Source organism: uncultured Phascolarctobacterium sp., assembly GCF_902463975.1.
Taxonomy (GTDB): domain Bacteria; phylum Bacillota; class Negativicutes; order Acidaminococcales; family Acidaminococcaceae; genus Phascolarctobacterium_A.
This window is the reverse complement of the sequence record NZ_CABQHJ010000002.1, coordinates 84291-108045: the sequence shown is the minus strand read 5'-3', so window position 1 is coordinate 108045 and position 23755 is coordinate 84291. Positions and strand designations below refer to the sequence as shown.

Genomic DNA, 23755 nt, shown 5'->3' with positions numbered 1-23755 from the left:
GTCAAAGGAGGCAGTCATTTTATGTACACACTAGGCATAGACATCGGCTCCACTACCAGCAAAGCTGTTATTCTGGAAAACGGCAAAAAAATTGCAGCCCACGTCGTTGTGCCGCTGGGAACGGGTACTATCGGCCCCGCAAGGGCCTTAGCCGAAATTTTTGAGCAGTCCGGTATCTCGCATGAGCAGATTGCTTATACAATAGCAACTGGCTATGGACGGCTGATTTGTGCTAAAGCAGATGAGCAGAGCAGCGAGCTGAGCTGCCACGCCAAGGGCATTCATTTGCTGCTGCCGCAGGCGGACACAGTGATCGACATAGGCGGTCAGGATGCCAAGGCTCTCAAGCTATCGCCACAGGGAAGGCTTCTCGCTTTCCAGATGAATGATAAATGCGCAGCAGGGACAGGACGTTTTCTGGACGTAATGGCACGAGTTTTAAACGTTCCTATCGAGCAGCTCGGCCCCTTGTCCGCAGCAAGCAAGCAGCCGGCGAAAATCAGCAACACCTGCACTGTCTTTGCCGAATCCGAAGTAATCAGCCAGCTGTCCGTGCAGGTTCCTCTGGCAGATATTGCCGCAGGCATTCACAATTCCGTAGCCAAACGTGTTGCAGGCATGGCGCTCCGCCTGGGACATCCAACCTGCCTGGCCATGAGCGGCGGTGTAGCCTTAAACAGCGGCGTTGTCCGAGCCATGGAAAAGGAAATGGGCTGTCCGATTCTTGTTGATCCCTTATGCCAGTCCGCTGGTGCCATCGGTGCAGCTGTACTGGCCTATGAAAAACTATTGCAAGCGAAGGAGCGAAGATGATGAGTGAAAGTATAGCAACGATAAAAGCAGCGGACAGCGCTCCGCAGGTCAAGCCTAAACGGCCAAAGCCAAAAAGCATGCTCATGCTGGCCGAGCAAAGTGCCGCCCTTTTTGAAAATGCACGCCTCGCCAAGGAGCGCGGCGAAAAGGTTGGCTGGTCCGCTTCCATTTTTCCGCAGGAAATTGCCGAAACCTTGGGACTTAACGTGCTCTATCCTGAGAACCATGCCGCAGGCATTGCTGCCAGACATCAGGCAGATGCACTCCTGCAGGAGTGCGAAGGGCCGCTCGGCTACGCCAACGACCTCTGCGCCTACGCCAAGCTCAACCTCGCCTATGCCTCCGTATTAAACGGCGAAAGCGCTCTAGAGCTTCCCGACGGCGGCAAGCTGGTAAAGCCTGATTTTCTGCTGCTCACCAACAACATCTGCAACCAGCTCACCAAGTGGTATGAAAATCTGGCTCGCCAACTGCAGATACCCATCTTCTTCATCGACACCTGCTATAATCCCTGGGATTACGTTACTGAAAGCCGTGTCCGCTATGTGCGCGCACAAATTGATGAGCTCATCAAAAACCTCTGTGAGTTTACCGACAAAACATGGGACGATGAACATTTTAAAGAAGTAATGAAAATCAGCCAGCGCAACAGCTTCCTATGGGAGCGTGCCAATAATCTGCTTGACCGCAAACCGGCTCCCCTAAGTGGATTTGAACTCTTCAACTATATGTCCTCTATGGTCTGCAACCGCGGCAAAACTTCCTCTACCGCCATCTTGAAGCAATTAAACAGTGAAATTGAACAGCATATAGCTGACGGAACATCTACCTTCCCTGTTGCTGAACAATTTCGCATCTCTTGGGACGGCATTGCCTGCTGGCCATACCTAAGCCATAATCTTCGCACTTTAAAAAAGTATGGCATTAACATGGTTGCTTCCAGCTACGGCAAAGCCTGGGCCATTGAATATAATGACCTCGATGGCATGGCACGCGCCTATTGCTTCGCTTCTACAAACGGTGATAATGCCAGCACGATGATTGAACGTCGGCTTGAAGCCTTGAAACGTTTTGGCTGCGAAGGTACAATCTACCATGTTAACCGCAGCTGCAAGGTTATGGACTGCCAGATGATGGAAGTACAGCGTCAGCTCGCAAAAGCTGCAGGCATCCCATTCACTTCCTTTGACGGTGATCAGGCTGACTACCGCAACTACAGTGAAGCTCAGTTTGAAACAAGAATTCAAGGCCTAGTTGAAGTTATGCAGCAGAATAAGGAGGATTTATAAAATGGCTGATTTGCACACAAATATTGAAAGTCTTAAGCAGGCCTGTCAAAATCCCCGGGCTCAGCTTGATAAATATCTGGCAGAGGGTAAAAAGGTTATCGGCTGCTTTGAACCATATACACCGGAAGAGCTCGTGCATGCCAGCGGTATGATTCCACTGGGCCTTTGGGGTGGCCAGACAGACTTAAAGCTTGTAAAAAGCTACCTGCCACCTTTCGCCTGCCCCATCATGCAGGCCAACCTGGAACTTGGCCTGAACGGCACCTACAAAGGACTCAGCGGTGTCATAATCCCGGCAATCTGCGACACACTGCGCTGTATGACTCAGAACTGGCGCTTTGGCGTTCCTGATATCCCGATGATTCCCATTGTCTACCCGCAAAACCGTGCTTCAACAGCAAGTACTGATTATCTTATCAGTGAATATGAAAATGTTCTTGTCATGCTGGCTACTATTACCGGTCAGATGATGACCGAAAAAGCGCTCTTTCGAACAATTGAAATTTACAATGAGCATAATGCAGTTATGAGAGATTTTACCACGCTCGCAGTAAAGCATCTTGATATCATTACGCCTGCAGTACGCCATGCAATTATGAAAAGTGCTCTTTTCTTTGAAAAGAGTGAGCATACTGCCATTGTAAAGGAAATTAATGAAAGTCTTAAAGCATTACCGGATTATAATTTTGTTGGAAGGAAGGTTATTCTCACCGGCATTACCGGCGAACCTGATGCTTTTCTTGAAATACTTACCAAGAATAAGCTTGCTGTTGTCGGTGATGACCTTGCGCAGGAAAGCCGTCAGTTTAGAACTGATATCCCTATAAACGGAGGCGGTGGTTTGAAACGTTTAGCACTCCAATGGAAGAACCGCACCTGTTGCAGCCTGATTCATGAGCTTGGTAAGCCACGCGGTTCCCTCTTAAGAGAACTTTGCCAGCAAACACAGGCCGATGGCGTTATTAACTGCTTAATGAAATTCTGCGATCCTGAAGAATACGACCAGCCCTGGCTTGAAGCTGACTTAAACAAAGCAGGCTATCCCTGCCTGACTGTAGAGATTGATCCGCTCAACACTAGCTTTGAACAGCTTCACACCAGAATCCAGACGTTTGCTGAAATGCTTTAATAAAGCAGGTTAAAAGAAAAATATTGTAAGCTAAAGCACAAAAAAAGGCAAGGCCTAGGAAACAAACCTCCTAAGACCTTGCCTTTTAATTTTTATAAACCAACTTTTTCAGGCACTGTTATTTATGCTCAGCCACATCCTCGGCATCAAGCACCTTAATTCCACGTGCAGAAAGTAACTTGGTGAACACGCCCTGCCCTTTTATCTTCTTACCGCTGAAGCTGCCGTCATAAATTTCCTTAACACCACAGCTGGGACTGCGTGATTGCAGGATTGCCAAATCCACCTTATTCTCCAAAGCAACTGCCAATGCCTCCTGTGCACCCTTGCGAAATTCATTGTCCACACTGACGCCTTCCTTGTTTGTCACAAGACCAGCAACAATTTCTGCCGGCAAGCGAGGGGTAGAGAGGCCTCCCAGCCGCTCCGGACAAACGCCGATAACCTCATGACCTTCGATAAATTCCAGCACACCTTGATTTAAGTTATTACCGCCGTTATACTTACAGTTTTTGCCTAATAAACAGGAACTCACGAGAATCTTCAAAGAAACATTCCTCCGTTATTGTAAAAATAAGCTACTAACATGCCTGATGCTAACAGCTTATTTTCATGTTTATTCTTCCTTGCTGATTTCTACAGGAATTTCCGGCAGCTTACCGTCAATGCTGATGTTCTTGTTAACCTTAGCATCGTAGGTTTCACCCTTAGCAATCTCCTGCAGATCAATACCGGTAGCACTCTTCACCGTATCGAAAACCTTAGCCATTACGGAAGGAACATTACCGGAAAGACTGCCCATACCGCCTTCGCCGTAAAGCGTAATCTTATCCACCTTACTAAGCGGAGCAGCAACCTCTTTAGCAACCTGCGGCAGCACCTCTATCGCCATCTGAGCCATAGCAGCCTGACCGTATTTCTTCATAGCCTCGGCCTTCTTGTCCATAGCAGCAGCCTCAGCTTCGCCCTTCGCCTGAATAGCGGCAGCCTCAGCCTCGCCTCTTACTCTGATGGCATAAGCCTCTGCATCGCCCTTGGCTTTAATAGCGGCAGCCTCCTGCTCCATCGCATATCTTTGCGCCTCTGCTTCACGCTGCCTCTTAGCCTGCTCAGCCAACGCATCCTGTTCAACTCTGTATTTGTCAGCATCCGCCTGCTTCTGAATAGTAGCAGCCAGGATTTGCTCTTTTACCAATACCTCCTGCTTTTTAAGGTCAGCTTCACGCTCAGCCTTAGCAATCTGTGCGTTCACAGTTGCCACCTCAATCGACTTTTGCTGCTCCTGCTGCTGGATAGCATAAGCAGCATCTGCCTCTGCCTTTTTAATATCGGCAGTACGCTTCAGCTCGCTCTTGGCAATAGAAAGCTCGTTCTGACGCTGTGCAATCGCTAAATCAGCATGCACCTGTGCATCATTAGCCTCTTTCTTGGCAGCAGCCTCGGCAATAGCCACATCTCGCTCAGCAACAGCCTTGCTGATAGAAGCATCCTTGCGGATTTTCGCCGTATTATCTGCACCCAAATCGACAATCAGACCGTTATCATCAACAACGTTCTGGATATTGCAGCTCAAAATGCTGATGCCCAACTTCTCCATATCCTTCGCAGCCTTTTTCAGCACTTCGTCAGAGAAGGAATCACGGTCAACGTTAATCTTCTTCAAATCCAGCGTGCCGATAATTTCACGCATATTACCCTCAAGAGAATCCTGCAGGCTGCGCGTAATATCCGCCGGCTCCATATTTAAAAAGTTGCGCGCTGCCAGATAAATACCGTTTTCCTTATCAACGATAATCTTGGCAACCGCATCAACCTTAACGTTAATAAAGTCATTGGTCGGAACGCTTTGGCTGGTTTTGATATCAACGGACATCTGCCCCAGATACAGCATATCCACTCGCTCCAGCAGCGGAATTTTAAAGCCGCCGATACCGATAAGGATACGCGGATTCTTCGTAATACCGGAAATGATATAAGCCACGTTTGGCGGTGCCTTTACATAACAGGTCTTGGCCGCAATAATAAATAAAACCAGGAAAATAATAATTAGAAAAACAATTCCGTAAGTCAAAACAATTCCCCCTTTATCATCTAAACGCTTTAGTTAAATCATAGCATAGGCAACCATGAAAGACAAGGGAATTATTCGTTACATTTTGAACATTTCTACAATACTTTAAATCATTATGATAAAAGCAGGGTGGATTTTTTACAGGAATTAATCTATCAGTCAAAAAGATTTGGGCAGACTCTTCTCAGGCCTTACGATTTTGCTAGCAAGCCAACTTGCAGGCCAGAAAATTTTTCAAAACTTAAACCCACACCTACACTATATGTAAAGCAACAAATGCCAATCAATTTGAAACTATATCGCAAGACAATTAAATACCTTACGTTGACAACAAAATATGCTCGTGGTAAAATCATCATAATTTATCAGAGGAATTGTAGCGCTCAAGCTATTGAAGCGGGATAGGATTCAAACGAATTTCATCCCGCTTTTTTAGATAAATTATGGCAACATTCAACCCATAAAAGCTCTCATAGCTACTTATGTAACGAAAGGAGTTTTTACAATGCAAATCAACAAACCCGAAAATACTTTACAAAATATTTCTGTCGGCAGCAAAGAAATCAATGCAGCGCGTGTCGCCTTCTTCCTGCCAGGCTTCGTCATTTCCACCTGGGCACCGATGATTCCCATGGTCAAAGCACGCCTGAACCTTGAAGCGGATGTACTTGGCCTTTTGCTTCTGTGCATCGGTATCAGCGCTTTTATCTTTATGCCTTTAGCCGGCGCACTCGTACAACGCTTTGGCTGCAAAAAAGTCGTCATCACAGTTGCAACGCTGATGGCACTAATTTCCGTGCTGCTTTCTTGCCTGCCAAACATCTGGAGCTATGCCATCGCGCTTGCTGTCTTTGGTGCCGTCATGGGCGCAACGGATGTCAGCATGAACACCAACGCTGTTATTGTAGAAAAGCTCGCAGGCCGCAGACTGCTCAGTGGTATGCATGCCTTTTGGAGTATCGGCTGCTTTGCCAGCGCAGGTCTTTTCAGCGTACTGGCATCTTCAGGCTTAAACGTAACGCTCATCGCCACACTGCACTGTGCTATTGTTTTAGCGTTGCTGGCAGTTTTCGGCCGTCACTTACTGGATTATAAAAGCCCCGGCGGCGAAAAGGCCTTTGCTATCCCACGCGGCATTGTTATCGTTTTAGGCATTCTCGCCTGCATTTCCTTCCTTGTTGAAGGTGCAGTTATGGATTGGAGCGGCGTACTGCTCACCGAAGTGAAAAATATGGATATAGCGTTGGCAGGCACAGGTTACGCTATCTTTTCCGTTGCTATGCTCATCATGCGTCTTTTAGGCGATAAAACTGTACAATTTTTAGGCGAACAAAAAGCTGTTATCGGCGGCAGCATCGTCACGGCAGCAGGCTTTGCGCTCGTAGTTGTTTTAGATAACCTGTATCTCAACACCTTTGCCTTCATTCTCATCGGCCTTGGTTGTGCCAACATTGTCCCTGTGTTTTATTCGCTCTTAAAATATCAGAAGGACATGCCTATCAGCGCTGCGGTAACTTCTGTAACCAGTTTAGGTTATACAGGTGTTATTCTAGGTCCCGCACTTTTAGGCTTTGTCGCCCATGGTATCAATATCAGCGCGGTGTTTGAACTCGTTGCCTTATTGCTTGTCATTGAAGCAGGAATTGCCAAGTACGTTTTCTGCAAGCTGAAAATGTAAAATGCGTCATATATCAAAACGAGCTGATTTTAGCACCAACGCTAAAGCCTGCTCGTTTTTGATTGCAAAAGTTTTGGGAAGATTTTTCCCAAAACTTGGCATTTTTGTATAGTTTTAGGAATTATTTTCCTAAAACTTTTGTATTTACCAAGTTTCAAACTTAAAGGTCGGAATGTTTGGCACGCCAAGAATTCTTTATGAAATCAAATATGCGCTCACGCAGTACGTAAAACGCATCAAGAAAAATAAGCTGCCAGTACGTCACAAGACACGCTAACAGCTTATTTTTATTGTTCAAGTTCCAGTTCAACCTCAGCCTGTTTTTTGCAACGCTACCATTCGCGCTGCGCAGACCGGAACGGACGACGGGTTCGCCGGCACGTCTTTGTTACGCGCAAGCTCGCAGGCAACGGACCGACAGGGAATTTTTCGCTGGAGCGTTGACGAACCACTCAGTAAGCACACCTCGCAAAATTCAGCGACGTGAAAAATTCTGCTAATCTAGTCGCCGGAATCCGGCGAAGCAGCTACGCAGGGCGTTTTTTGGATACTTTTTGCCGCCCCGGGCAAAAAGTATCACATACTACTCAAAAAACGCTCCCCTGCTACCCACCGATAGCAAGAGAGCGTTCTCTTTATCTGTTTATTTACTTTTCTGCTGCAGCGCTCTTCACAACCGCCTTCGCAGCCTTTTCAAACTTAGTCCGCGCCAGCATCACAAAATGTCCGCAACCACAGCATTTCATGCCAAAGTCCATACCCGTACGGGTAATTTCCCACTCATCACTGCCACAGGGATGAGCTTTTTTCATTTTGACGATATCGCCTACATTAACATCCTTACCGGAAAGCATTATTCAATACCGTCCAAAGTCATTACGTCGCTGACCTCATAGCCTGCTTCACGGATTTGCTCAATGATATCCATACCATTATTATTCAGAGCGGCACGAATAGTAATTTCCGCAGTGCCATCACCATGCTGCTTGGTTACCAGAGAAATAATATTAATGCCGTCTTCCTTCATAATGTTGGAGATTTCCGCAACAACACCAACCTTATCAGGTGCTTCAATAGTAATACGCAGGCAGTTGCGGTTCATACCCATGATTTCTACGATAGAACGGAAGATATCACTTCGGGAAACAATACCGCAAAGCTTGTTCTCCTGATTTACTACAGGCAGAGCATTGACTCTGTATTTATACAGCTTGTAAGCAACATATTCGATAGTATCTTCTGCCTCAACGCTTATAACGGAACGCTTCATAACGTCTTTAACCTTCAGACGTCCCAGCAGATAGTTAGCCTCATAACGGGAAAGCGTGCTGCTGTCACTGGGAGAAGCTTTGCCGATATCATCACTGGTAATAATACCGCGTACGCGTTGCATATCATCTACAACCGGCAGGCTGATCAGCCTTTTGCCACGCATAATCTCGCGTGCTTCCAAAATCGATTGATCCTCTCGTGCAGTAACAACAGGTTCAGTCATAATATCTTTTACTAACATATGAGTTTTACCTCCTTTGACTATAGAACACAATCATTTTAATATAATCATTTCACTTTAAGGCAAATATAAAGCAACCCGACGCATTTATATTTATATATTAATCAGCCGCCGAGATATGCTTTGCGAACAGCCTCGCTGCTTGCCAGCTCCTTAGCTGTACCGCTCAGAGTAATACGTCCTGTTTCCAGAACGTATGCCTTATCAGCGATGGACAACGCCATATTAGCGTTCTGTTCAACCAACAGAACGGTAGTACCGCTCTCGTTGATTTCCTTTATTATATTAAAAATTTCCTTTACAAGCAAGGGGGCAAGACCCATAGAAGGCTCGTCCAGCAGCAGCAGCTTAGGACGGCTCATCAACGCACGGCCCATAGCCAGCATCTGCTGCTCGCCACCGGAAAGCGTACCGGAAAGCTGGTCCTTACGTTCCAGCAGACGCGGGAATTTTTTAAAGACATCATCCATGTCCTTGGCAATTCCATCCTTATCCTTACGCAGATAAGCACCCAGCTCCAGGTTTTCCAGAACAGTCATATTGGCAAAAACATGACGGCCCTCAGGAACCTGGCACAGGCCCATGCCGACAATTTTATGCGCCGGTACACCGGCAATATCATGACCTTCATATAAGATTTTACCGGTCTTAGGTTTCATCAGACCGGAAATGGTGCGCAATGTGGTAGATTTACCGGCACCGTTAGAACCGATCAGCGCTACGATTTCACCATCGGGAACATCGAGGCTGATACCTTTGATAGCGTGAATCGCGCCATAATATACATTGATATCTTCAACAGTTAACATTAGTTGATAACCTCCTCGCCCAAGTATGCTTCAATAACGCGCTTGTTGTGTTTGATTTCTTCCGGAGTACCTTCGGCAATCTTCATGCCGTATTCCAGTACGTAAATACGCTCACAGACACCCATTACCAAGCCCATGTCATGTTCAATCAGCAGGATGGAAAGATTGAATTCCTTACGAATCCAGCGAATCATTTCCATCAGCTCTTTGGTTTCCTGCGGGTTCATGCCTGCAGCGGGCTCGTCCAGCAGCAGCAGCTTAGGCTCGGTAGCCAAAGCACGCGCAATTTCCAGACGACGCTGCTTACCATAAGGCAGGTTTTTTGCTACCTCATGTGCTTCTTCCTCCAGATGGAAGATTTTCAACAAATCAAGAGCCTTTTGTGTAATATATTCTTCTTCGCTGAGATATTTGCCATCACGAACGATAGCATCAGCCAGATTATAGGTTACGTGCATATTATAAGCAATTTTTACATTGTCGATAACGCTCAGCTCGGAGAACAGGCGGATATTCTGGAAGGTACGTGCCATACCCATCTGCGTAACCTGATAAGATTTCTTGCCGCTGCTTTGCTGACCGTTAAAATATACCTTGCCTTCGGTCGGTGTATATACACCGGTAATCATATTGAAGGCTGTTGTCTTGCCGGCACCGTTAGGACCGATAAGGCCAATCAGCTCTCCCTCGTCGATATGCATGGAAAGATTGGAAACGGCACGCAGGCCGCCGAAAACCATGGATACATTATCTACCTTCAGCAGTTCTGCCATTGTCCTTACCTCCTAATTTAAACATTTTCAAGCTCAATTCCTTGCTGCCGAACAAGCCTTGCGGACGGTACAGCATCAGGATAATCATAGTAACAGAATAGATAATCATACGCCATTCCGGGTAATCCGACAAATAAGCGGAAATGAAGGTCAGCAAGGTTGCACCGGTAATAGCACCGGTCATAGAACCAAGACCGCCCAAAACAACCATGGTCAGGATATCGAAGGAACGCATGAAGGTGAAGGACGCAGGATGCGCCAGGAAGAAGTAGTGGCTGAAGAGTGCGCCTGCAGTACCGGCAAAAGCAGCACCGAAGGTGAATGCCATTACTTTATATTTAGTAGTGTTGATACCCATGGTATCTGCAGCAATTTCGTTTTCACGGATTGCCAGGCAGCAACGGCCATAGGAAGAGTTTTTAAAGTTCTTGATGAAGAAGATAATACCTATCATAATCCAGAAGGTATACGCGAAATTGGTCATACGGGGAATGCCCATTAAACCGGATGCACCGCCGACATAATCAATGTTCAGGATGCAGATACGGATAATTTCGCCTAAGCCCAAGGTTGCGATTGCCAGATAGTCACCATCAAGACGCAGTGTAGGCAAGCCAATCAAAAAGCCCAACAGGCCGGCGGCCAGGGTTGCTACAACCAGACCTGCTTCAAAGGGCATACCCAGCTTAACCGTCATAATAGCACTGGTATAAGCACCGACTGCCATGAAACCGGCATGACCGATAGAGAACTGACCGGTATAACCGTTAATCAGGTTCAGGCTGACTGCAAGAATAATGTTGATGCAGATAAGGATAATGTTCAGCTCCCAGAAGGGACCGATGATTTCGCCAAAGAGCAGGCCTTGTACGATACCAAAAACGATAACGCAGGCAACTATGGCTTTTAAATCAAATTTTCTAATTGCATTCATACCATGTCACCTCAGACTTTCTCACGAACGTTCTTGCCTAATAAGCCGGAAGGTTTATAAAGTAAGATGATAATCAAAATACCGAATGCTGCCGCATCACGGAAGGTAGAGGAAATAAAGCCGCTGACCATTGCTTCTACAACGCCCAGGATAATACCGCCGATCATAGCACCGGGGATAATACCGATACCGCCGAGAACTGCGGCAACGAAGGCTTTAAGACCGGGCATCATGCCCATCAGCGGGTCAATAGAGTTATAGTAAACACCTACCAGCACGCCGCCTGCTGCTGCCAAAGCACTGCCAAGCGCAAAGGTAGTGGAAATTACACGGTCAATGTTGATGCCCATCAGCCTTGCAGCGTCAGCATCATAGGATACAGCACGCATAGCCTTGCCGGCTTTTGTTTTATTTACGATGTAGGTAAGAACTGCCATCAGGATAATAGCGCTCAACAGGATAACCAGCTGCTGACTGTTAGCAACCAGTGGTCCAAGATGATATACTGTAGCGCCGAATACAGCGGGGAAGGTTCTCGGCTGCGGAGAAACCAGCAGAATCATGCTGTATTCCAGGAAGAAGGATACGCCGATTGCAGTAATCAAAATTGCGATACGCGGTGCATTACGCATGGGGCGATACGCAACACGTTCAATAATAATACCTGCGATAGCAGCGCCTGCCATCGAGAAAATAATTGCCGGGATAAACGGCAAGCCTAATTGGGTAGTAGCAAAGAAGCCAAAATAGGCACCCAACATATAAATATCGCCATGAGCAAAGTTTATCAGCTTAATGATGCCGTAGATCATGGTATAACCCAAGGCGATCAATGCGTAGATACTGCCGAGAGATACACCATTTATCAGCTGCTGAAAAAACTGATGGATAAAAGTCTCCATAATTTACCTCCCTAGAGATTTCAAAGATTTGTGTAAGCGGGACACGCTTACTTAAAGGAAAAGGCTGTTGCTACGCAAAACAACAGCCTCGTTGATTGAATCAGATTAACTACTAATGTAAACTATCAGGGATTAACTTTAGTTTTAAAGGTTTGTTTGCCATCTTTATGTTCGATAATTACAGCACTCTTAATCGGGTTATGCTCTTCGTTAAAGGTTACTTCACCGGATACACCCTTGAAGCCTTTAATCTTAGCCATTGCTTCAGCAATTTTAGCCGGATCAGCACTGCCTGCATCTTCGATTGCTTTTGCAACCAGCAGAGTGGAATCATATGCCAATGCTGCAAATACATCCGGGTTGGTGTTGTAAGCTTTTTTGTATTCAGCTACGAATTCTTTGTTCAGATCAGAGGTATCGTCCGGAGAATACAGACTGGAGAAGAAGGTGTTTTCCAGAGCAGCTTTGCCGGCAATTTCAGGAAGCTTAGCGCTGTCCCAGCCATCGCCGCCTGCCATAGGAACGGTGATACCCATCTCACGAGCTTGTTTAACAATCAGGCCAACCTCCTGGTAATAACCGGGAATGTAGATGAAATCAGGTTTTGCAGCTTTGATTTTTGTCAAAGTAGATTTGAAGTCGGTATCCTTTTGCAGATAAGCCTCTTCAATTACAACCTGACCGCCGTTTTTAACAAAGTTCTCTTTGAAGAACTGTGCCAGACCTTTAGCATAGTCACTTGTATTATCGATATAGATAGCAGCCCTCTTCACTTTAAGTTCATTAGAAGCAAAGCTTGCCATTACAGTACCCTGGAACGGATCAATAAAGCAGGTACGGAAGCTGTAGGGTTTAACCTGTTTAGTTTTAGGATCAACAGTAACGTCCGGGTTAGTGCCCATAGGTGTAATATCTACAACCTTAGCACCATTATTGATTGCACCGGATGCGATTACAGCAGAGGATTGGTTAGGACCGATTACTGCTACAACCTTATCCTGAGAAATCAGCTTTTGCATACCGTTAGTTGCTTCGGAGGCTTCAGATTTGGTATCAGCAACAACTAAAGAAAGTTTTTTGCCGCCCAGCACACCTTTTTCATTTATTTTTTTCAGTGCCAGGTCGATGCCGTTTTTACCGGAAATACCGAAGGATGCACTGCCGCCGGTCATTTCCAGCAAGCCGCCTACCTTAATGGTATCGCCGTCAGCTCCTTTAGAGCCACCTCCGCAACCGGTCAGCGCGCTCATAAACATAGCGCCGGCTGCTAGTACAGATAACAATTTTGTTACTCTTTTCATGGTTTATTCCCCCTCAGAAATAAATAAAAAATATTTTTATAGAGGGCGCATCGATTAGACGCGCCCGGTCTAACTTAATAAATAATCCATGGAATAGAAGTCTTGTTATGCTTTCTGATATTTACTTGTAGAATTTTTTATGTTTATTTTTTTGTTAGCAATTACAGGCTGATTTTTTCAACCAGAGTAGGAGTACCGGTTTCCAGACCGATAATCAGAGCAGGCATTACCGGGTTGTGGTTAGCATCAAAGGTGAGCTTGCCGCTTGCAACCGGCAGGTCTTTGGTTTCAGCAATTGCTTTAGCCAGTTTGGTGCCATCAGTGGAGCCTGCACGTTTCAGAGCATCTGCCAGGATCAGGCCTGCATTATAGCCCTGCATTGCGAAGATATCAGGATCTTTTTGGTATTTCTCTTTGAATTTCTTGATGAAGTCCTGAACGGATTTGTCTTCGTCTTTAGCATTGAAGGCACTTACATAGTAGCAGCCCTTCAGAGCATCTTTACCAGCGATTTCAGCAAGTTTCGGGCTTTCCCATCCATCGGAGCCCAGCATCGGGCAGGTAATGCCGATTTCGCGAGCTTGTTTGATAATCTTGGAAACTTCTTCATAGTAACCGGGAACGTAAATTGCTTCCGGATTGGATGCTTTGAGTTTAGTCAGAGCGGATTTGAAGTCAACATCTTTAGCCAGGAAAGCTTCCTTAGCAACAATTTTACCGCCTTTGCCTTCCAAGGTTTTTTGGAATACCTCTGCTAAGCCTTTGGAATAGTCACTGGAGGAATCGTAGAAAATAGCTACGTTTTTAACCTTCAGAGTTTTATCGGCAAATACTGCCATTACCTGACCTTGGAACGGGTCGATAAAGCAGGCACGGAATACGAAATCCTTTACCTTGCCGTTTTCTACGGTAATGCTCGGTGCGGTAGCAGCCGGAGCAATTTGAGGAATCTTATTTGCAGTAGTAATAGGAGTTGCAGCGTTTACGCAACCGCTGGTTGCAGGTCCGACAACGGCAACTACTTTATCTTGGGTAATCAGCTTGGTTACAGCGTTACCGGATTCAGCCGGCTCGGATTTGTTATCGCTTTCAACTACGCTGATTTTTTTACCGTTCACGCCGCCGTTTTTATTAAGTTCGTCTACAGCCAGCTTGAAGCCCTCGTTAATGGATTTACCATAGTTAGCAACATTACCGGTTAATTCGAATGCTGCGCCAACCTTAATAGTATCTCCGGTATCAGCTTGTTTCTTTTCTCCGCCACAGCCTGTGAGCAATGCGGCGCACATCATAGCAGCCATAGCTGCAGATGCTAATTTCTTCCATTTTTTCATTTTGAGTCCTTCTTTCCCTTAAAAATAAAATATAAAACACAGTACCGGGAGTGTTCTCAGATTCAACCACTATCCCAGCAACTTTATGTAACCAATTATAGCCGTTATATTACACTTTTGTCAACGAATTTTTTCATGTTCATTGTATACATGGGAATTTTACACGTAAACTGATACATTTTTTATGTTTTCTATTTTCGCGTTTGTTATTCAGGTATTTTTGTATCCCCCAAATAAACTTTGTAGCTTTTGTGTCTTCTTACTGCCTTTATAGCGCTCTGCCTGCAGATAGTGTATAATATAATGCATAAGAATTACTTGCTTTACAAATACAGGCAAGACTATTTATAGAATGAGAGGTATTTATGAACTTTATTGCTTTATTTTTCTTGTGCGTGCGCATGTTTCATTTCATTCATTCCCGCAGAATCGCCTATCTGCTGCAGCGCTTTTCCCGAATTTTAGACGAGCGCCGTGCCAACCCCGGCCGCAAGCAGGTCATTATTATCGACGGCAGTGCCACCACTTTTATAATTTACTTTCTGCTGGATGTATTCTTCCTGTTATACTGCATCTGGCTGATGCTGCACGACAATACCTGGACACCTGGCTTTCTGCTGCTCGTGATTGCAGCACTGGAATCACTCGCTATTCACGCCCGTATCAGCGGTGCCTATGACGAGGACGAGGAAGGCTTTGTCTATCCCCGCACCTGGGTGCGCTACCTCTGCTTTGGCGAGAGCATGTTTATTCTGCTGAGGCTGTTTGAGGGCGCTTAAAAACCCATACTTAAATTATAAAATTGAAAGCAAAAAATCCCGACAGCAACCTGTCGGGATTTTTCTTACACTATCACTATTTAAATTACAAGAGTCTTTGCTCTTCCTCTGCCAGCGGATAGCTGGACTTACCGTTATCGATATCCTTAGCAAAGCAACGGCTTTCCTCTCTGCCGTAAATGCTGGTCATAATAATACCCTTATTATTCGCATCCGTAAGCAGCAGCGAATAGCTCATTTCACCGCCCATAGCGTCAAAGGCATCATAACGCACAATCTTAATATTCTGCAGACAGTTCTGTACCTGTGCATGCAGCTTCTGATGCTCATCCTGCAGAGCTGCCAGCTCATTCTGTACAGCACGCAGCTCCTGCAGCGTATCTGTCAGTACGACATCAATGTTGGCTTCCTTGCCCTGAGTAAAGAAGTCATATTTTTTTTGCAGCTTATTCAATCTGCCCTGCAGACTGAAGCACATACCCAACGCAACCAACACAATAAGCAGCAGCACAATAATAATTGCTGCCGAATGTGTATTAACCAAAAGATTGGCCTGTTCCATCAATAAAAGCCCCCTCATACCAAAGATTATCTAATCGGCCGGCGCTTATAAGCCCGGCTTTTTTCATATTTTTTACTGTAAAAACCTTCTGAAATCACACATTCAGACGCTTAGGCTCGCCGTTAAGCGGTTTTTCTTCATGGCGTCCCTGCTGCAGTACCTCATAGATGCGCTCCAGGTCCTCAGCAGAATAATATTCAATGTGAATAGTACCACCCTGGCGTCCCTGCTCATCCAGCTTAGGCACAACCTTAACCTTAGTACCCAAAAACTCTACCAGACGCTGTTCAAAGTCATGGCAGAAAATATCATTCTCGGTAGGCTCACGCTTAGGTTTCTTTTCCTTATTATCCTTATTTTTAGCTTCTTCCTCAATAAGCTCACGGACAATCTTCAGCTTCTTGCCTTCCTTCAGTTTACGCACAACCTCTTCGGTCATACGTGAGCTCCAGCCATTGGCAATAATCGCTTCCGCCACCTCGCACATCTGCTCCGGCTTCGGCAGTCCCAAAAGCTGCTTAGCCTGGCCCATCGTCAGCACGCCATTAATAATTTGCTTCTGAACCTGCTCCGGCAGGTTCAGAAGGCGCAGAATATTAGTCACGGCACTGCGGCTGCGGCCTACCTTTTCGGCAGTCTGCTCCTGCGTCAGCTTAAATTCCTGCATCAGGCGGCGCAAGCCCTGCGCTTCTTCAATCGGATTCAGGTCATGACGCTGAATATTTTCAATCAGCGCAATTTCCATCATCTTGGCATCGTCATAATCCTTGACAATAGCAGGCACCTTAGTAAGTCCGGCTAAGCCTGCGGCACGCAGACGGCGTTCGCCTGCCACCAGCTCGTAGTTTCTGCCCTTTTTGCGCACAACTACCGGCTGAACAACGCCAAACTCCTTGATGGAAGCAGCCAGCTCCTGCAGCTTTTCTTCATCAAAGTTGCAGCGCGGCTGATACGGATTCGCTGCGATATTTTTAATAAGCAGCTCCTGTGCAGCACTTGCAGGCTCCTGCGCCTTTTCTACAGCAGGACTGGTATTTTCGCCGAAAATTGCGCCCAGGCCCTTGCCTAAGCCGCCCTTCTTACTCATCCTCAATCACCTCACGCGCAAAGTCCATATACACCTGCGCACCTTTAGATTTGCTGTCATAGTCGATAACCGGCTGTCCGTGGCTGGGTGCTTCACTCAAGCGCACGTTACGCGGGATAATCGTCTGATACATTTTTGTTTTGAAATACTTCTGTACCTCGTTCACAACATCCTGCGACAGGTTCGTTCTGCTATCATACATAGTCATCAGCACACCCTCCAGCTTTAATGCAGGGTTCAGGTTACGCTGTACCAGCTGAATCGTGTTCATCAGCATAGTAACGCCCTCCAGCGCATAAAATTCGCACTGAATAGGAATCATTACCGAGCTGGCAGCAGTCAGGCCGTTGATTGTCAGCAGACCTAAAGACGGCGGGCAATCAATAATAACGTAATCATAATTATGCTTTACTCTTTCCAGAGAGTTCTTTAAACGTCCTTCACGGTTCATCAGCGAAACAAGCTCTATTTCCGCACCGGCAAGCTGGATAGTAGCAGGCACCAGGTCCAGTCCTTTATAGGCTGTGTGCTTAATTACATCCTGCATGGGTACTTCACTGATAATCGCATCATAAATGCATTGCTTAATATCACGTTTATCAAAGCCAAAGCCGCTGGTAGCATTTCCCTGCGGATCACTGTCAATTAAAAGCACCTTGCGTTCCAGCGCCGCCAGACACGCAGCCAGATTTACCGCCGTAGTAGTCTTGCCAACACCACCCTTCTGGTTGGCAATAGCAATTACCTTTACCAATTCGCTTCACCTCGTAGTCATAGTATATCTATTCTATTTTATCACACTTTACGTGCTCATGGGAAAAGAATTTTTGTTTATTTACTTTTGTACGCTGCTCCAGCGCCTCCCAACAGCAAAAAGCGCAGCACGCTTTCGCTTGCTGCGCTCAGATTGCATATTACGCTGTTATAAATTATACGTTGAAGCGGAACTCGACAACATCGCCGTCCTGCATAACGTAATCCTTGCCCTCCAGACGAACCAGGCCTTTTTCACGTGCCGCAGCCTTACTGCCGCAGGCTACCAGATCATCAAAGGAAACGATTTCCGCACGGATAAAGCCACGCTCAAAGTCAGTATGGATTTTGCCTGCTGCCTGCGGAGCCTTAGTGTTCAGCTTAATAGTCCAGGCACGGGATTCCATTTCGCCCGCAGTCAGGAAGGTCATCAGGCCAAGCAGCTTGAAGCCTGCTTTAATCAGGCGGTCCAGACCGGTTTCCTCCAGGCCTGCCATTTCCAGATATTCCTTAGCCTCTTCTTCCGGAAGCTCGGCAACTTCGCTTTCCATCTTTGCGGAAACAACGATAACCTCAGCATTTTCTTCTGCAGCATATTTCTTTACAGCCTGTACATGCTCGTTACCGGACGGATCGGCAACCTCGCCTTCAGCAACGTTGGTAATGTACAGCACCGGTTTCATGGTCAGCAGATGCAACTCGCCCAAGAACTCCTGCTCTTCTTCTGTCAGACCAAGGCGGCGTGCCGGAACACCATCAGACAGGCCGGCCATAACCTTTTCCATAACAGCCTGCTCCAGCTTGACCTTTTTATCGCCGGTTTTTGCCAGCTTCACCAGGCGCTCCTGACGTTTTTCAACGGTTTCCATATCAGCCAGGCACAGCTCGGTGTTGATGATATCAATATCACGCAGAGGATCAATGCTGCCCTCAACGTGGGTGATGTTGCCATCCTCAAAGCAGCGTACAACCTCGGCAACAGCATCTACCTCACGGATATGGGACAAGAACTTATTGCCCAGGCCTTCGCCCTTGCTTGCACCCTTTACCAGACCGGCAATATCTACAAAACGCATGGCTGCCGGAACAATCTTTTTGGATTTAAACATATCGCTCAGAACATCTAAGCGTTTATCAGGCACATCAACAACGCCAACGTTAGGTTCAATAGTGCAGAAGGGATAGTTTGCTGCTTCTGCGCCAGCTTTGGTAATAGCATTAAACAGGGTACTTTTGCCTACGTTAGGCAGGCCAACGATACCGACTTCTAAATTTGTACTCACGTAAATCGCTCCTCGTCATATATATTTAGTGCGTTAAAAACTCTGTATCTAATATATTTTACAATAATATGCTTTGATATGCAATGTTTTGACGCAAAATGGCACTCTTCCGCAGCATAAAAAAGAGACAGTCCGCAGACTGCCTCTGATTTTTTGCTTAGGCTTAGAAATATTCCAGCTCTCTCTTGGCAAATGCACCGGTTACCGGGTTCATGTCAGCTTCTACTTTATATCTTGCAGTAATGAACTCTACATCATAATGTACATTGTTGCCTTCTTTTTCGGTTTTGATAACAATATTTCTTGCATCGGGATATGCTTCCAGAACGATTTGTCTGATATCCTCAGGAGTTTTTACCATCATCGTGCTGCCGGCAATATTGCTGCCTTTAATTTCTACTTCCTTAACCTTGGTAGTAGCAAGAACAACTTCTACCTCGTATTCCAGATAATTATCATTATCGCGGAAGTTCAGAACAGCTTCGCCATCTTCTTCCTTGTAGCCATAAAATACAGCAGCAGCAGGAACCTCGGCACGTGCAGCATCAATAACCATCTGCTGATGGCTTTTAACAGGTGCAGCAAAAGCTACTGCGCTCATTGCCAGCGCAGCCAGCATAGAAAGCAAAACTAATAATTTTTTAAACATAAATATTCCCCCTTTGAAAAAATATAATCAGCTTACCAGACTTACTGTCTTTCCAAAAGTCTGTTAGCGTAAGCACGCATAGAAGGATTAGCAACGGCCTTGAAATCTGCAGGCGGCAGAGCAAAGGCAGTTGCCTCATCCACGGTATTGGAAACCTCAAGCACCTTAAAGATAGGCAGATAACTTACTTCGTAGCCCTTCCAGTCAGCTGTATCCTTTGCATAATAGAAATTCAGGCTGTTGGTGCCCTTGGTCATCTTGTCATAATCATAGCCGGTAACTGCATCATTACCACCCTGTGGACGTACATTGAACCAGCTGATCAGGGTTTCGGCAAAGGGCATGCTCATGCCCGGCAGCTCAGGAACTCTGTCATAATTTTTATTGAGATAGTCAATAGTGTACCAATAACCGTTCTTCACAAAGGAAACGGTATCCTTGATTACCTTGCCGTCACCATCGGTAGTAGTGATGCGCTCGGCGTTAATGCCATTGGCTTCATTATATTCCGTACGGTTGGTGCGCTTTTGCTGTGCAGTCGGCAGCTTGGCATAGGCTTCGGCAGTCAGCACCTCACGCATATCAATCGTCTGGGTTACAACCAGATGTACAGGATGCTTGTCACTGTTCAGAGTTTCACCCAACAGATGGATGGTACGCTGACCGGGATTATAGGCAAAAGCCATTGCTGTGCAAAGCATCGTAAAAACAAAAGTCAAAAATAAGGTTCTCAAAGATGTTTTCATGCAATTCACCTCGTATGTATATTACTACTAATATTATATCATGTTAACGCCTGCGTAAATAAGTAAATTTTTTGTGATTTTTACATAAACGAAAACCCCGCAGCCTAACGGCTACGGGGTATAAGTTTCGTTTAAACCGCCGTGCGAATTATTCGCAGGTGAACGGCAGCAAAGCAACGCAGCGAGCGCGTTTGATTGCTACGGTCAATTGGCGTTGGTGCTTAGCGCAGGTACCGGAAATACGGCGCGGTAAAATCTTACCACGTTCGGTGATATAGCGTTTCAGCTTATTTGCATCCTTGTAATCGATTTCTTCAACTTTATCAACACAGAAGCTGCAAACTTTTCTTCTAGGTCTTCTGCCTCTTTCGCGTTTCATTGCATAACCTCCCTTAAATTAGAATGGAATTTCCTCATCAAAGGGAACCTGTTGTCCGAAACCACCCATACCGCCGTCTTGAGCCGGCGCAGCAGAGCGAGTCGGATTGCTATGAGCAGCAGCGGCATCAGCTTTGCGCTCAATGAACTCGAAGCGATCAGCGATTACTTCGGTTATCCAGCGTTTATTGCCATCCTTGCCATCATAGCTACGGATTTGCAGGCGGCCTTCAACAAGCGCGCGCTGCCCTTTGGTGAGACTGTTACCGCATGTCTCAGCTTGTTTACCCCAGATTACTACCGGAATAAAATCAGCTTCTCTTTGGCCTTCCTGATTGGCAAAAGGTCTGTCTACTGCAAGAGTAAACTGACAAACAACTTTACCGGTCGGCGTATAACGCACTTCCGGATCTCTAGTAAGTCTGCCCAACAGAATAATCTTGTTCATTGATTATTCACCCTTTCTGATAATCATATGGCGCAGTACTTCATCGGTAATTTTCATAACACGATCAAGTTCCTTAACAGCAGCGGCGTCAGCCTGGAAGGTTACGAGAACATAGATACCTTCATTCAGGTCCTGGATCTCATAAGCAAGGCGTCTTTTGCCCCAACGATCGGTTTTTTCTACATTACCACCGTTTGCAGTGATGAGTTTCTCGAATTTAGCAACAACTGCTTCACAAGCCTCATCCTCAACAGGTTTAACGATGTACATGACTTCGTATGCGTTCACGAAATCACCTCCTCCTTTGGACTTTGGCCCCCGTCTCTCCGGGAGCAGAAGAAGTATATATAGTTATATACAAGCTTAATAATTATATCATTGCTTACGCTGCTTTGCAAGCTTTTTTGAAAAATTTTCCTGCTATTTCTGCTTGCGGCATTCCGAACAATAACCATACCATTCCAGATTATGTCCTACAATGGCAAATTCTGTTTTATCCGCCAGCTGTTCCTCGAAATCAGTAATCGGGCAATGGTCTACCTCCACAATCCGATGGCAGCGCAGGCAGATAAGGCGGTGCCTGTGCCCCAAGGCGTGCAGCACAAAGCCATACTTGCGTGCATCCGTCAAAAAACTTTTTTCCGTCAGTCCCTTTTGCGTAAAATTTTCCAGGATACGGTAAACCGTAGAGAAATTTATCTCTGCGCCCTGCTCACACAGCTGCTGATAAATATCCTCAGCCGTCAGCACGCCCTCGCTCGCCAGCAGCAGCTGCAGAATAAGCTGTCTATGACGGGTATTTTTTAATCCGTAGCGATGCAGATAATCGCAATAATCTGCCGCAGAACTTGTATCAGTCATCTTTCTACCCCTTCTTTATAAGACAGCACGTATTTCTTTATAAATGATAATCAGCAACAGCAAAGCCACCGAAACCAAAGCAGTTACACCGCCCGGTGCCGCACCCAGCCAATAGGAGGTCACAAGGCCTGTGATAATGGCGATAAAGCTCAGCACCATAGCTGCCAGCATCGTCACCTTAAAGCCCTTGCCCAGCTGCAGGGCCGCCGCCACCGGCAACGCAATCAGCGAGCTGATAACCAGAATGCCTACCACGCGGATAGAAACAGCAACCATGGCTGCCACCAGCAGAGCAAAGATATAATTAATCAGACGCGTTTTTACTCCGGCAATTTTAGCACCGTCTTCATCAAAGGCCAGCATAACCAGCTGCGGATACAAAAAGTAAACAGCAGCCAGCGACACTACGCACAGCACTGCTACCGCCAGCACATCATCAGGCGTTACGGTCAGAATGCTGCCGAACAAAAATGCTTCTACATTAGTATGCACCATACCGCTGCTGATAATCGTAATCGCAATACCGACAGACAGCGATAGGATGATAACCAGTATAAGCTCCGCATAGCGGCGGAAGCGCTGACGCAAAACCTCAATCAACACGGCAAAAACAGAGGTTACGGCAAAGGCGCTGATAATCGGGTTCACCTTAACCAGCAGGCCAACTGCTACGCCTGCCAGCGATGCATGTGCCAACGTATCGCCAATCATGGAATAACGGCGCAGCACCAAGAACATGCCAATCATAGGACACATTAAAGAAATCAGTACAGAAACCAGCAAAGCGTTTTGCATAAAAGCGTATTCCAGCATTATTCCGCACCTCCTACATTATCATGCATATATTCCTGCACATATTCCTGCGGATTGCAGAAATGACCATGACCGTTCATCACATGATACATTTTATCGGCATTACGTGCCGCAAATTTCAGGTTATGCTCTACCGTGATAATGGTAATACCCTGCTCATGCAGCTCCTGCATAAATTTGTACAGCTCCTGCTGGCTCTTGACATCAATGCCGGTAGAAGGCTCATCAAAAATCAGCAGCTGCGGACTGCCCAGCAGTGCTCTGGCAATGAGTACCTTCTGGCACTGGCCGCCGCTCAGAGTGCCGATTAAACGGTCACGCAGGTCATAAACATGCATCTGCTCCAGACAGCGACGTACCGCCTGCTTATCCGCTACTTTTAATATCCTGCGGTAATATTCCATTACCTCATATACGGTTATCGGAAACTGGCTGTTGAGAGTTTCAAAGCGCTGCGGCACGTAGCCGATGCTGCTAAAAGTATTCTTCAATTCACCTTTTGACGGCTCCAGCAATCCCAAGAGCAGCTTGACCAGCGTACTTTTGCCGCTGCCGTTTTCGCCGACAATGGCAATATATTCGCCGTCATTTACCTGCATATTGATATCGCGCAGCAGCTCGCTGCCGGATTCATAGGCAAATTCTATATGCTTCAGTTCTATCATATTGGCTCCTTCATTTACTCACGGCAGCCTGCGCTGCCTTTTTGTTGCAGTAAATATTATAGACCTCGCTCGGCAAATATGCAAGTCATTTGCATTTAGCTTGACAAGAAAGTTCACGGGTGTTATGATAAAATTCGTTATAATATGCAAATCATTTGCGTTTATTTGTGCTTAAATGAGGAGGA

The 23755-nt window shown here is 46.2% G+C and carries 27 protein-coding genes; 5 read left to right on the top strand and 22 right to left on the bottom strand.

Translation table 11 applies throughout. From position 1 onward, the window contains the following. Positions 1 to 21: 21 nt before the first annotated feature. The 3 genes from RDW05_RS01330 to RDW05_RS01320 are packed head-to-tail and all read left to right on the top strand — an operon-like array spanning position 22 to position 3231. Positions 22 to 813 (top strand): acyl-CoA dehydratase activase, encoded by a 792-nt coding sequence (locus RDW05_RS01330; protein ID WP_307977557.1) that lies wholly within the window; start codon positions 22 to 24, stop codon positions 811 to 813. Next, positions 813 to 2102, top strand: coding sequence for a 2-hydroxyacyl-CoA dehydratase subunit D (locus RDW05_RS01325; RefSeq protein WP_374110994.1), 1290 nt, complete (start codon positions 813 to 815; stop codon positions 2100 to 2102). Before RDW05_RS01330 ends, RDW05_RS01325 begins: the two co-directional genes overlap by 1 nt. Position 2103: 1 nt before the next feature. Next, a complete protein-coding gene (locus RDW05_RS01320; protein ID WP_307977555.1) occupies positions 2104 to 3231 on the top strand; it encodes a 2-hydroxyacyl-CoA dehydratase family protein in 1128 nt (375 codons plus the stop codon). 118 nt (positions 3232 to 3349) lie between these two features. On the opposite strand, the gene RDW05_RS01315 is transcribed toward RDW05_RS01320, so the two are convergent. Together RDW05_RS01315 and RDW05_RS01310 are read right to left on the bottom strand one after the other, a co-directional pair. Continuing rightward, entirely contained in the window at positions 3350 to 3778 is a 429-nt protein-coding gene (locus tag RDW05_RS01315) for a DUF523 domain-containing protein (RefSeq protein WP_307977554.1), read from the bottom strand. Positions 3779 to 3847: 69 nt separating this feature from the next. Next, positions 3848 to 5302 (bottom strand): flotillin family protein, encoded by a 1455-nt coding sequence (locus tag RDW05_RS01310; RefSeq protein ID WP_293722586.1) that lies wholly within the window; start codon positions 5300 to 5302, stop codon positions 3848 to 3850. Positions 5303 to 5807: 505 nt separating this feature from the next. On the opposite strand from RDW05_RS01310, the gene RDW05_RS01305 reads away from it, so the two are divergent. After that, positions 5808 to 6980 carry an MFS transporter gene (locus RDW05_RS01305; protein WP_307977552.1) on the top strand — a complete coding sequence of 391 codons (1173 nt, stop codon included), beginning with the start codon at positions 5808 to 5810 and terminating at the stop codon, positions 6978 to 6980. 647 nt (positions 6981 to 7627) lie between these two features. On the opposite strand, the gene RDW05_RS01300 is transcribed toward RDW05_RS01305, so the two are convergent. From RDW05_RS01300 to RDW05_RS01265, 8 genes are all read right to left on the bottom strand, one after another. After that, complete coding sequence (locus RDW05_RS01300; RefSeq protein ID WP_009145534.1) at positions 7628 to 7834, bottom strand: DUF951 domain-containing protein; 207 nt, start codon at positions 7832 to 7834, stop codon at positions 7628 to 7630. After that, positions 7834 to 8493, bottom strand: coding sequence for a CBS domain-containing protein (locus RDW05_RS01295; RefSeq protein ID WP_307977551.1), 660 nt, complete (start codon positions 8491 to 8493; stop codon positions 7834 to 7836). Before RDW05_RS01295 ends, RDW05_RS01300 begins: the two co-directional genes overlap by 1 nt. A 104-nt stretch (positions 8494 to 8597) precedes the next feature. Beyond that, positions 8598 to 9302 carry an ABC transporter ATP-binding protein gene (locus RDW05_RS01290; RefSeq protein ID WP_009145532.1) on the bottom strand — a complete coding sequence of 235 codons (705 nt, stop codon included), beginning with the start codon at positions 9300 to 9302 and terminating at the stop codon, positions 8598 to 8600. Then, the gene (locus tag RDW05_RS01285) at positions 9302 to 10075 is read right to left on the bottom strand and encodes an ABC transporter ATP-binding protein (RefSeq protein ID WP_021719845.1); all 774 of its coding nucleotides are present in this window, start codon (positions 10073 to 10075) and stop codon (positions 9302 to 9304) included. The genes RDW05_RS01290 and RDW05_RS01285 overlap by 1 nt, the downstream gene beginning before the upstream one ends. After that, on the bottom strand, positions 10050 to 11009 hold the full coding sequence (locus RDW05_RS01280; protein ID WP_307977550.1) for a branched-chain amino acid ABC transporter permease: 960 nt from the start codon (positions 11007 to 11009) through the stop codon (positions 10050 to 10052). Before RDW05_RS01280 ends, RDW05_RS01285 begins: the two co-directional genes overlap by 26 nt. Before the next feature lie 11 nt (positions 11010 to 11020). Next, positions 11021 to 11911 (bottom strand): branched-chain amino acid ABC transporter permease, encoded by an 891-nt coding sequence (locus RDW05_RS01275; RefSeq protein WP_277249539.1) that lies wholly within the window; start codon positions 11909 to 11911, stop codon positions 11021 to 11023. A 125-nt stretch (positions 11912 to 12036) separates the two neighbouring features. After that, on the bottom strand, positions 12037 to 13212 hold the full coding sequence (locus RDW05_RS01270; RefSeq protein WP_303680567.1) for an ABC transporter substrate-binding protein: 1176 nt from the start codon (positions 13210 to 13212) through the stop codon (positions 12037 to 12039). 161 nt (positions 13213 to 13373) lie between these two features. Next, a complete protein-coding gene (locus RDW05_RS01265) occupies positions 13374 to 14546 on the bottom strand; it encodes an ABC transporter substrate-binding protein (RefSeq protein ID WP_299824293.1) in 1173 nt (390 codons plus the stop codon). 365 nt (positions 14547 to 14911) lie between these two features. On the opposite strand from RDW05_RS01265, the gene RDW05_RS01260 reads away from it, so the two are divergent. Beyond that, on the top strand, positions 14912 to 15325 hold the full coding sequence (locus RDW05_RS01260; RefSeq protein ID WP_021719850.1) for a hypothetical protein: 414 nt from the start codon (positions 14912 to 14914) through the stop codon (positions 15323 to 15325). An 85-nt stretch (positions 15326 to 15410) separates the two neighbouring features. Here the strand turns inward: RDW05_RS01260 and RDW05_RS01255 are convergent, their stop codons facing one another. From RDW05_RS01255 to RDW05_RS01200, 12 genes are all read right to left on the bottom strand, one after another. After that, the gene (locus tag RDW05_RS01255) at positions 15411 to 15887 is read right to left on the bottom strand and encodes a DUF4446 family protein (protein ID WP_293387979.1); all 477 of its coding nucleotides are present in this window, start codon (positions 15885 to 15887) and stop codon (positions 15411 to 15413) included. A 94-nt stretch (positions 15888 to 15981) separates the two neighbouring features. Further along, complete coding sequence (locus RDW05_RS01250; RefSeq protein ID WP_307977549.1) at positions 15982 to 16974, bottom strand: ParB/RepB/Spo0J family partition protein; 993 nt, start codon at positions 16972 to 16974, stop codon at positions 15982 to 15984. Continuing rightward, on the bottom strand, positions 16967 to 17728 hold the full coding sequence (locus RDW05_RS01245) for a ParA family protein (protein ID WP_021719853.1): 762 nt from the start codon (positions 17726 to 17728) through the stop codon (positions 16967 to 16969). The genes RDW05_RS01250 and RDW05_RS01245 overlap by 8 nt, the downstream gene beginning before the upstream one ends. A 175-nt stretch (positions 17729 to 17903) precedes the next feature. Beyond that, complete coding sequence (ychF, locus tag RDW05_RS01240) at positions 17904 to 19010, bottom strand: redox-regulated ATPase YchF (protein ID WP_210685300.1); 1107 nt, start codon at positions 19008 to 19010, stop codon at positions 17904 to 17906. 163 nt (positions 19011 to 19173) lie between these two features. After that, on the bottom strand, positions 19174 to 19659 hold the full coding sequence (locus RDW05_RS01235) for a PepSY domain-containing protein (protein WP_307977547.1): 486 nt from the start codon (positions 19657 to 19659) through the stop codon (positions 19174 to 19176). A gap of 41 nt (positions 19660 to 19700) precedes the next feature. Continuing rightward, positions 19701 to 20405, bottom strand: a complete 705-nt coding sequence (locus tag RDW05_RS01230; RefSeq protein ID WP_293808515.1) for a hypothetical protein — start codon at positions 20403 to 20405, stop codon at positions 19701 to 19703. A gap of 148 nt (positions 20406 to 20553) precedes the next feature. Beyond that, positions 20554 to 20784 carry a 30S ribosomal protein S18 gene (rpsR, locus tag RDW05_RS01225; RefSeq protein WP_009145516.1) on the bottom strand — a complete coding sequence of 77 codons (231 nt, stop codon included), beginning with the start codon at positions 20782 to 20784 and terminating at the stop codon, positions 20554 to 20556. An 18-nt stretch (positions 20785 to 20802) separates the two neighbouring features. After that, complete coding sequence (locus RDW05_RS01220) at positions 20803 to 21231, bottom strand: single-stranded DNA-binding protein (RefSeq protein ID WP_009145515.1); 429 nt, start codon at positions 21229 to 21231, stop codon at positions 20803 to 20805. A gap of 3 nt (positions 21232 to 21234) precedes the next feature. Continuing rightward, entirely contained in the window at positions 21235 to 21519 is a 285-nt protein-coding gene (rpsF, locus tag RDW05_RS01215) for a 30S ribosomal protein S6 (RefSeq protein WP_009145514.1), read from the bottom strand. Between the two features lie 132 nt (positions 21520 to 21651). Continuing rightward, on the bottom strand, positions 21652 to 22092 hold the full coding sequence (locus RDW05_RS01210) for a transcriptional repressor (RefSeq protein WP_307977546.1): 441 nt from the start codon (positions 22090 to 22092) through the stop codon (positions 21652 to 21654). 15 nt (positions 22093 to 22107) lie between these two features. Continuing rightward, positions 22108 to 22905, bottom strand: coding sequence for a metal ABC transporter permease (locus RDW05_RS01205; RefSeq protein ID WP_210685296.1), 798 nt, complete (start codon positions 22903 to 22905; stop codon positions 22108 to 22110). Further along, positions 22905 to 23570, bottom strand: a complete 666-nt coding sequence (locus tag RDW05_RS01200; RefSeq protein WP_307977545.1) for a metal ABC transporter ATP-binding protein — start codon at positions 23568 to 23570, stop codon at positions 22905 to 22907. The genes RDW05_RS01205 and RDW05_RS01200 overlap by 1 nt, the downstream gene beginning before the upstream one ends. Positions 23571 to 23755 lie beyond the last annotated feature (185 nt).

Excerpts from the sequence above, each read along its gene's own strand:
- RDW05_RS01295 (WP_307977551.1), bottom strand. The coding sequence starts at position 8,493 with ATGTTAGTAAAAGATATTATGACTGAACCTGTTGTTACTGCACGAGAG.
- RDW05_RS01325 (WP_374110994.1), top strand. The coding sequence starts at position 813 with ATGAGTGAAAGTATAGCAACGATAAAAGCAGCGGACAGCGCTCCGCAG.
- RDW05_RS01210 (WP_307977546.1), bottom strand. The coding sequence starts at position 22,092 with ATGACTGATACAAGTTCTGCGGCAGATTATTGCGATTATCTGCATCGC.
- RDW05_RS01280 (WP_307977550.1), bottom strand. The coding sequence starts at position 11,009 with ATGAATGCAATTAGAAAATTTGATTTAAAAGCCATAGTTGCCTGCGTT.
- rpsR (WP_009145516.1), bottom strand. The coding sequence starts at position 20,784 with ATGAAACGCGAAAGAGGCAGAAGACCTAGAAGAAAAGTTTGCAGCTTC.
- RDW05_RS01230 (WP_293808515.1), bottom strand. The coding sequence starts at position 20,405 with ATGAAAACATCTTTGAGAACCTTATTTTTGACTTTTGTTTTTACGATG.
- RDW05_RS01305 (WP_307977552.1), top strand. The coding sequence starts at position 5,808 with ATGCAAATCAACAAACCCGAAAATACTTTACAAAATATTTCTGTCGGC.
- RDW05_RS01270 (WP_303680567.1), bottom strand. The coding sequence starts at position 13,212 with ATGAAAAGAGTAACAAAATTGTTATCTGTACTAGCAGCCGGCGCTATG.
- RDW05_RS01260 (WP_021719850.1), top strand. The coding sequence starts at position 14,912 with ATGAACTTTATTGCTTTATTTTTCTTGTGCGTGCGCATGTTTCATTTC.
- RDW05_RS01320 (WP_307977555.1), top strand. The coding sequence starts at position 2,104 with ATGGCTGATTTGCACACAAATATTGAAAGTCTTAAGCAGGCCTGTCAA.
- RDW05_RS01220 (WP_009145515.1), bottom strand. The coding sequence starts at position 21,231 with ATGAACAAGATTATTCTGTTGGGCAGACTTACTAGAGATCCGGAAGTG.
- RDW05_RS01265 (WP_299824293.1), bottom strand. The coding sequence starts at position 14,546 with ATGAAAAAATGGAAGAAATTAGCATCTGCAGCTATGGCTGCTATGATG.
- RDW05_RS01330 (WP_307977557.1), top strand. The coding sequence starts at position 22 with ATGTACACACTAGGCATAGACATCGGCTCCACTACCAGCAAAGCTGTT.
- RDW05_RS01200 (WP_307977545.1), bottom strand. The coding sequence starts at position 23,570 with ATGATAGAACTGAAGCATATAGAATTTGCCTATGAATCCGGCAGCGAG.
- RDW05_RS01250 (WP_307977549.1), bottom strand. The coding sequence starts at position 16,974 with ATGAGTAAGAAGGGCGGCTTAGGCAAGGGCCTGGGCGCAATTTTCGGC.
- RDW05_RS01235 (WP_307977547.1), bottom strand. The coding sequence starts at position 19,659 with ATGTTTAAAAAATTATTAGTTTTGCTTTCTATGCTGGCTGCGCTGGCA.
- RDW05_RS01290 (WP_009145532.1), bottom strand. The coding sequence starts at position 9,302 with ATGTTAACTGTTGAAGATATCAATGTATATTATGGCGCGATTCACGCT.
- RDW05_RS01300 (WP_009145534.1), bottom strand. The coding sequence starts at position 7,834 with ATGCTTTCCGGTAAGGATGTTAATGTAGGCGATATCGTCAAAATGAAA.
- RDW05_RS01255 (WP_293387979.1), bottom strand. The coding sequence starts at position 15,887 with ATGGAACAGGCCAATCTTTTGGTTAATACACATTCGGCAGCAATTATT.
- RDW05_RS01285 (WP_021719845.1), bottom strand. The coding sequence starts at position 10,075 with ATGGCAGAACTGCTGAAGGTAGATAATGTATCCATGGTTTTCGGCGGC.
- RDW05_RS01275 (WP_277249539.1), bottom strand. The coding sequence starts at position 11,911 with ATGGAGACTTTTATCCATCAGTTTTTTCAGCAGCTGATAAATGGTGTA.
- RDW05_RS01205 (WP_210685296.1), bottom strand. The coding sequence starts at position 22,905 with ATGCTGGAATACGCTTTTATGCAAAACGCTTTGCTGGTTTCTGTACTG.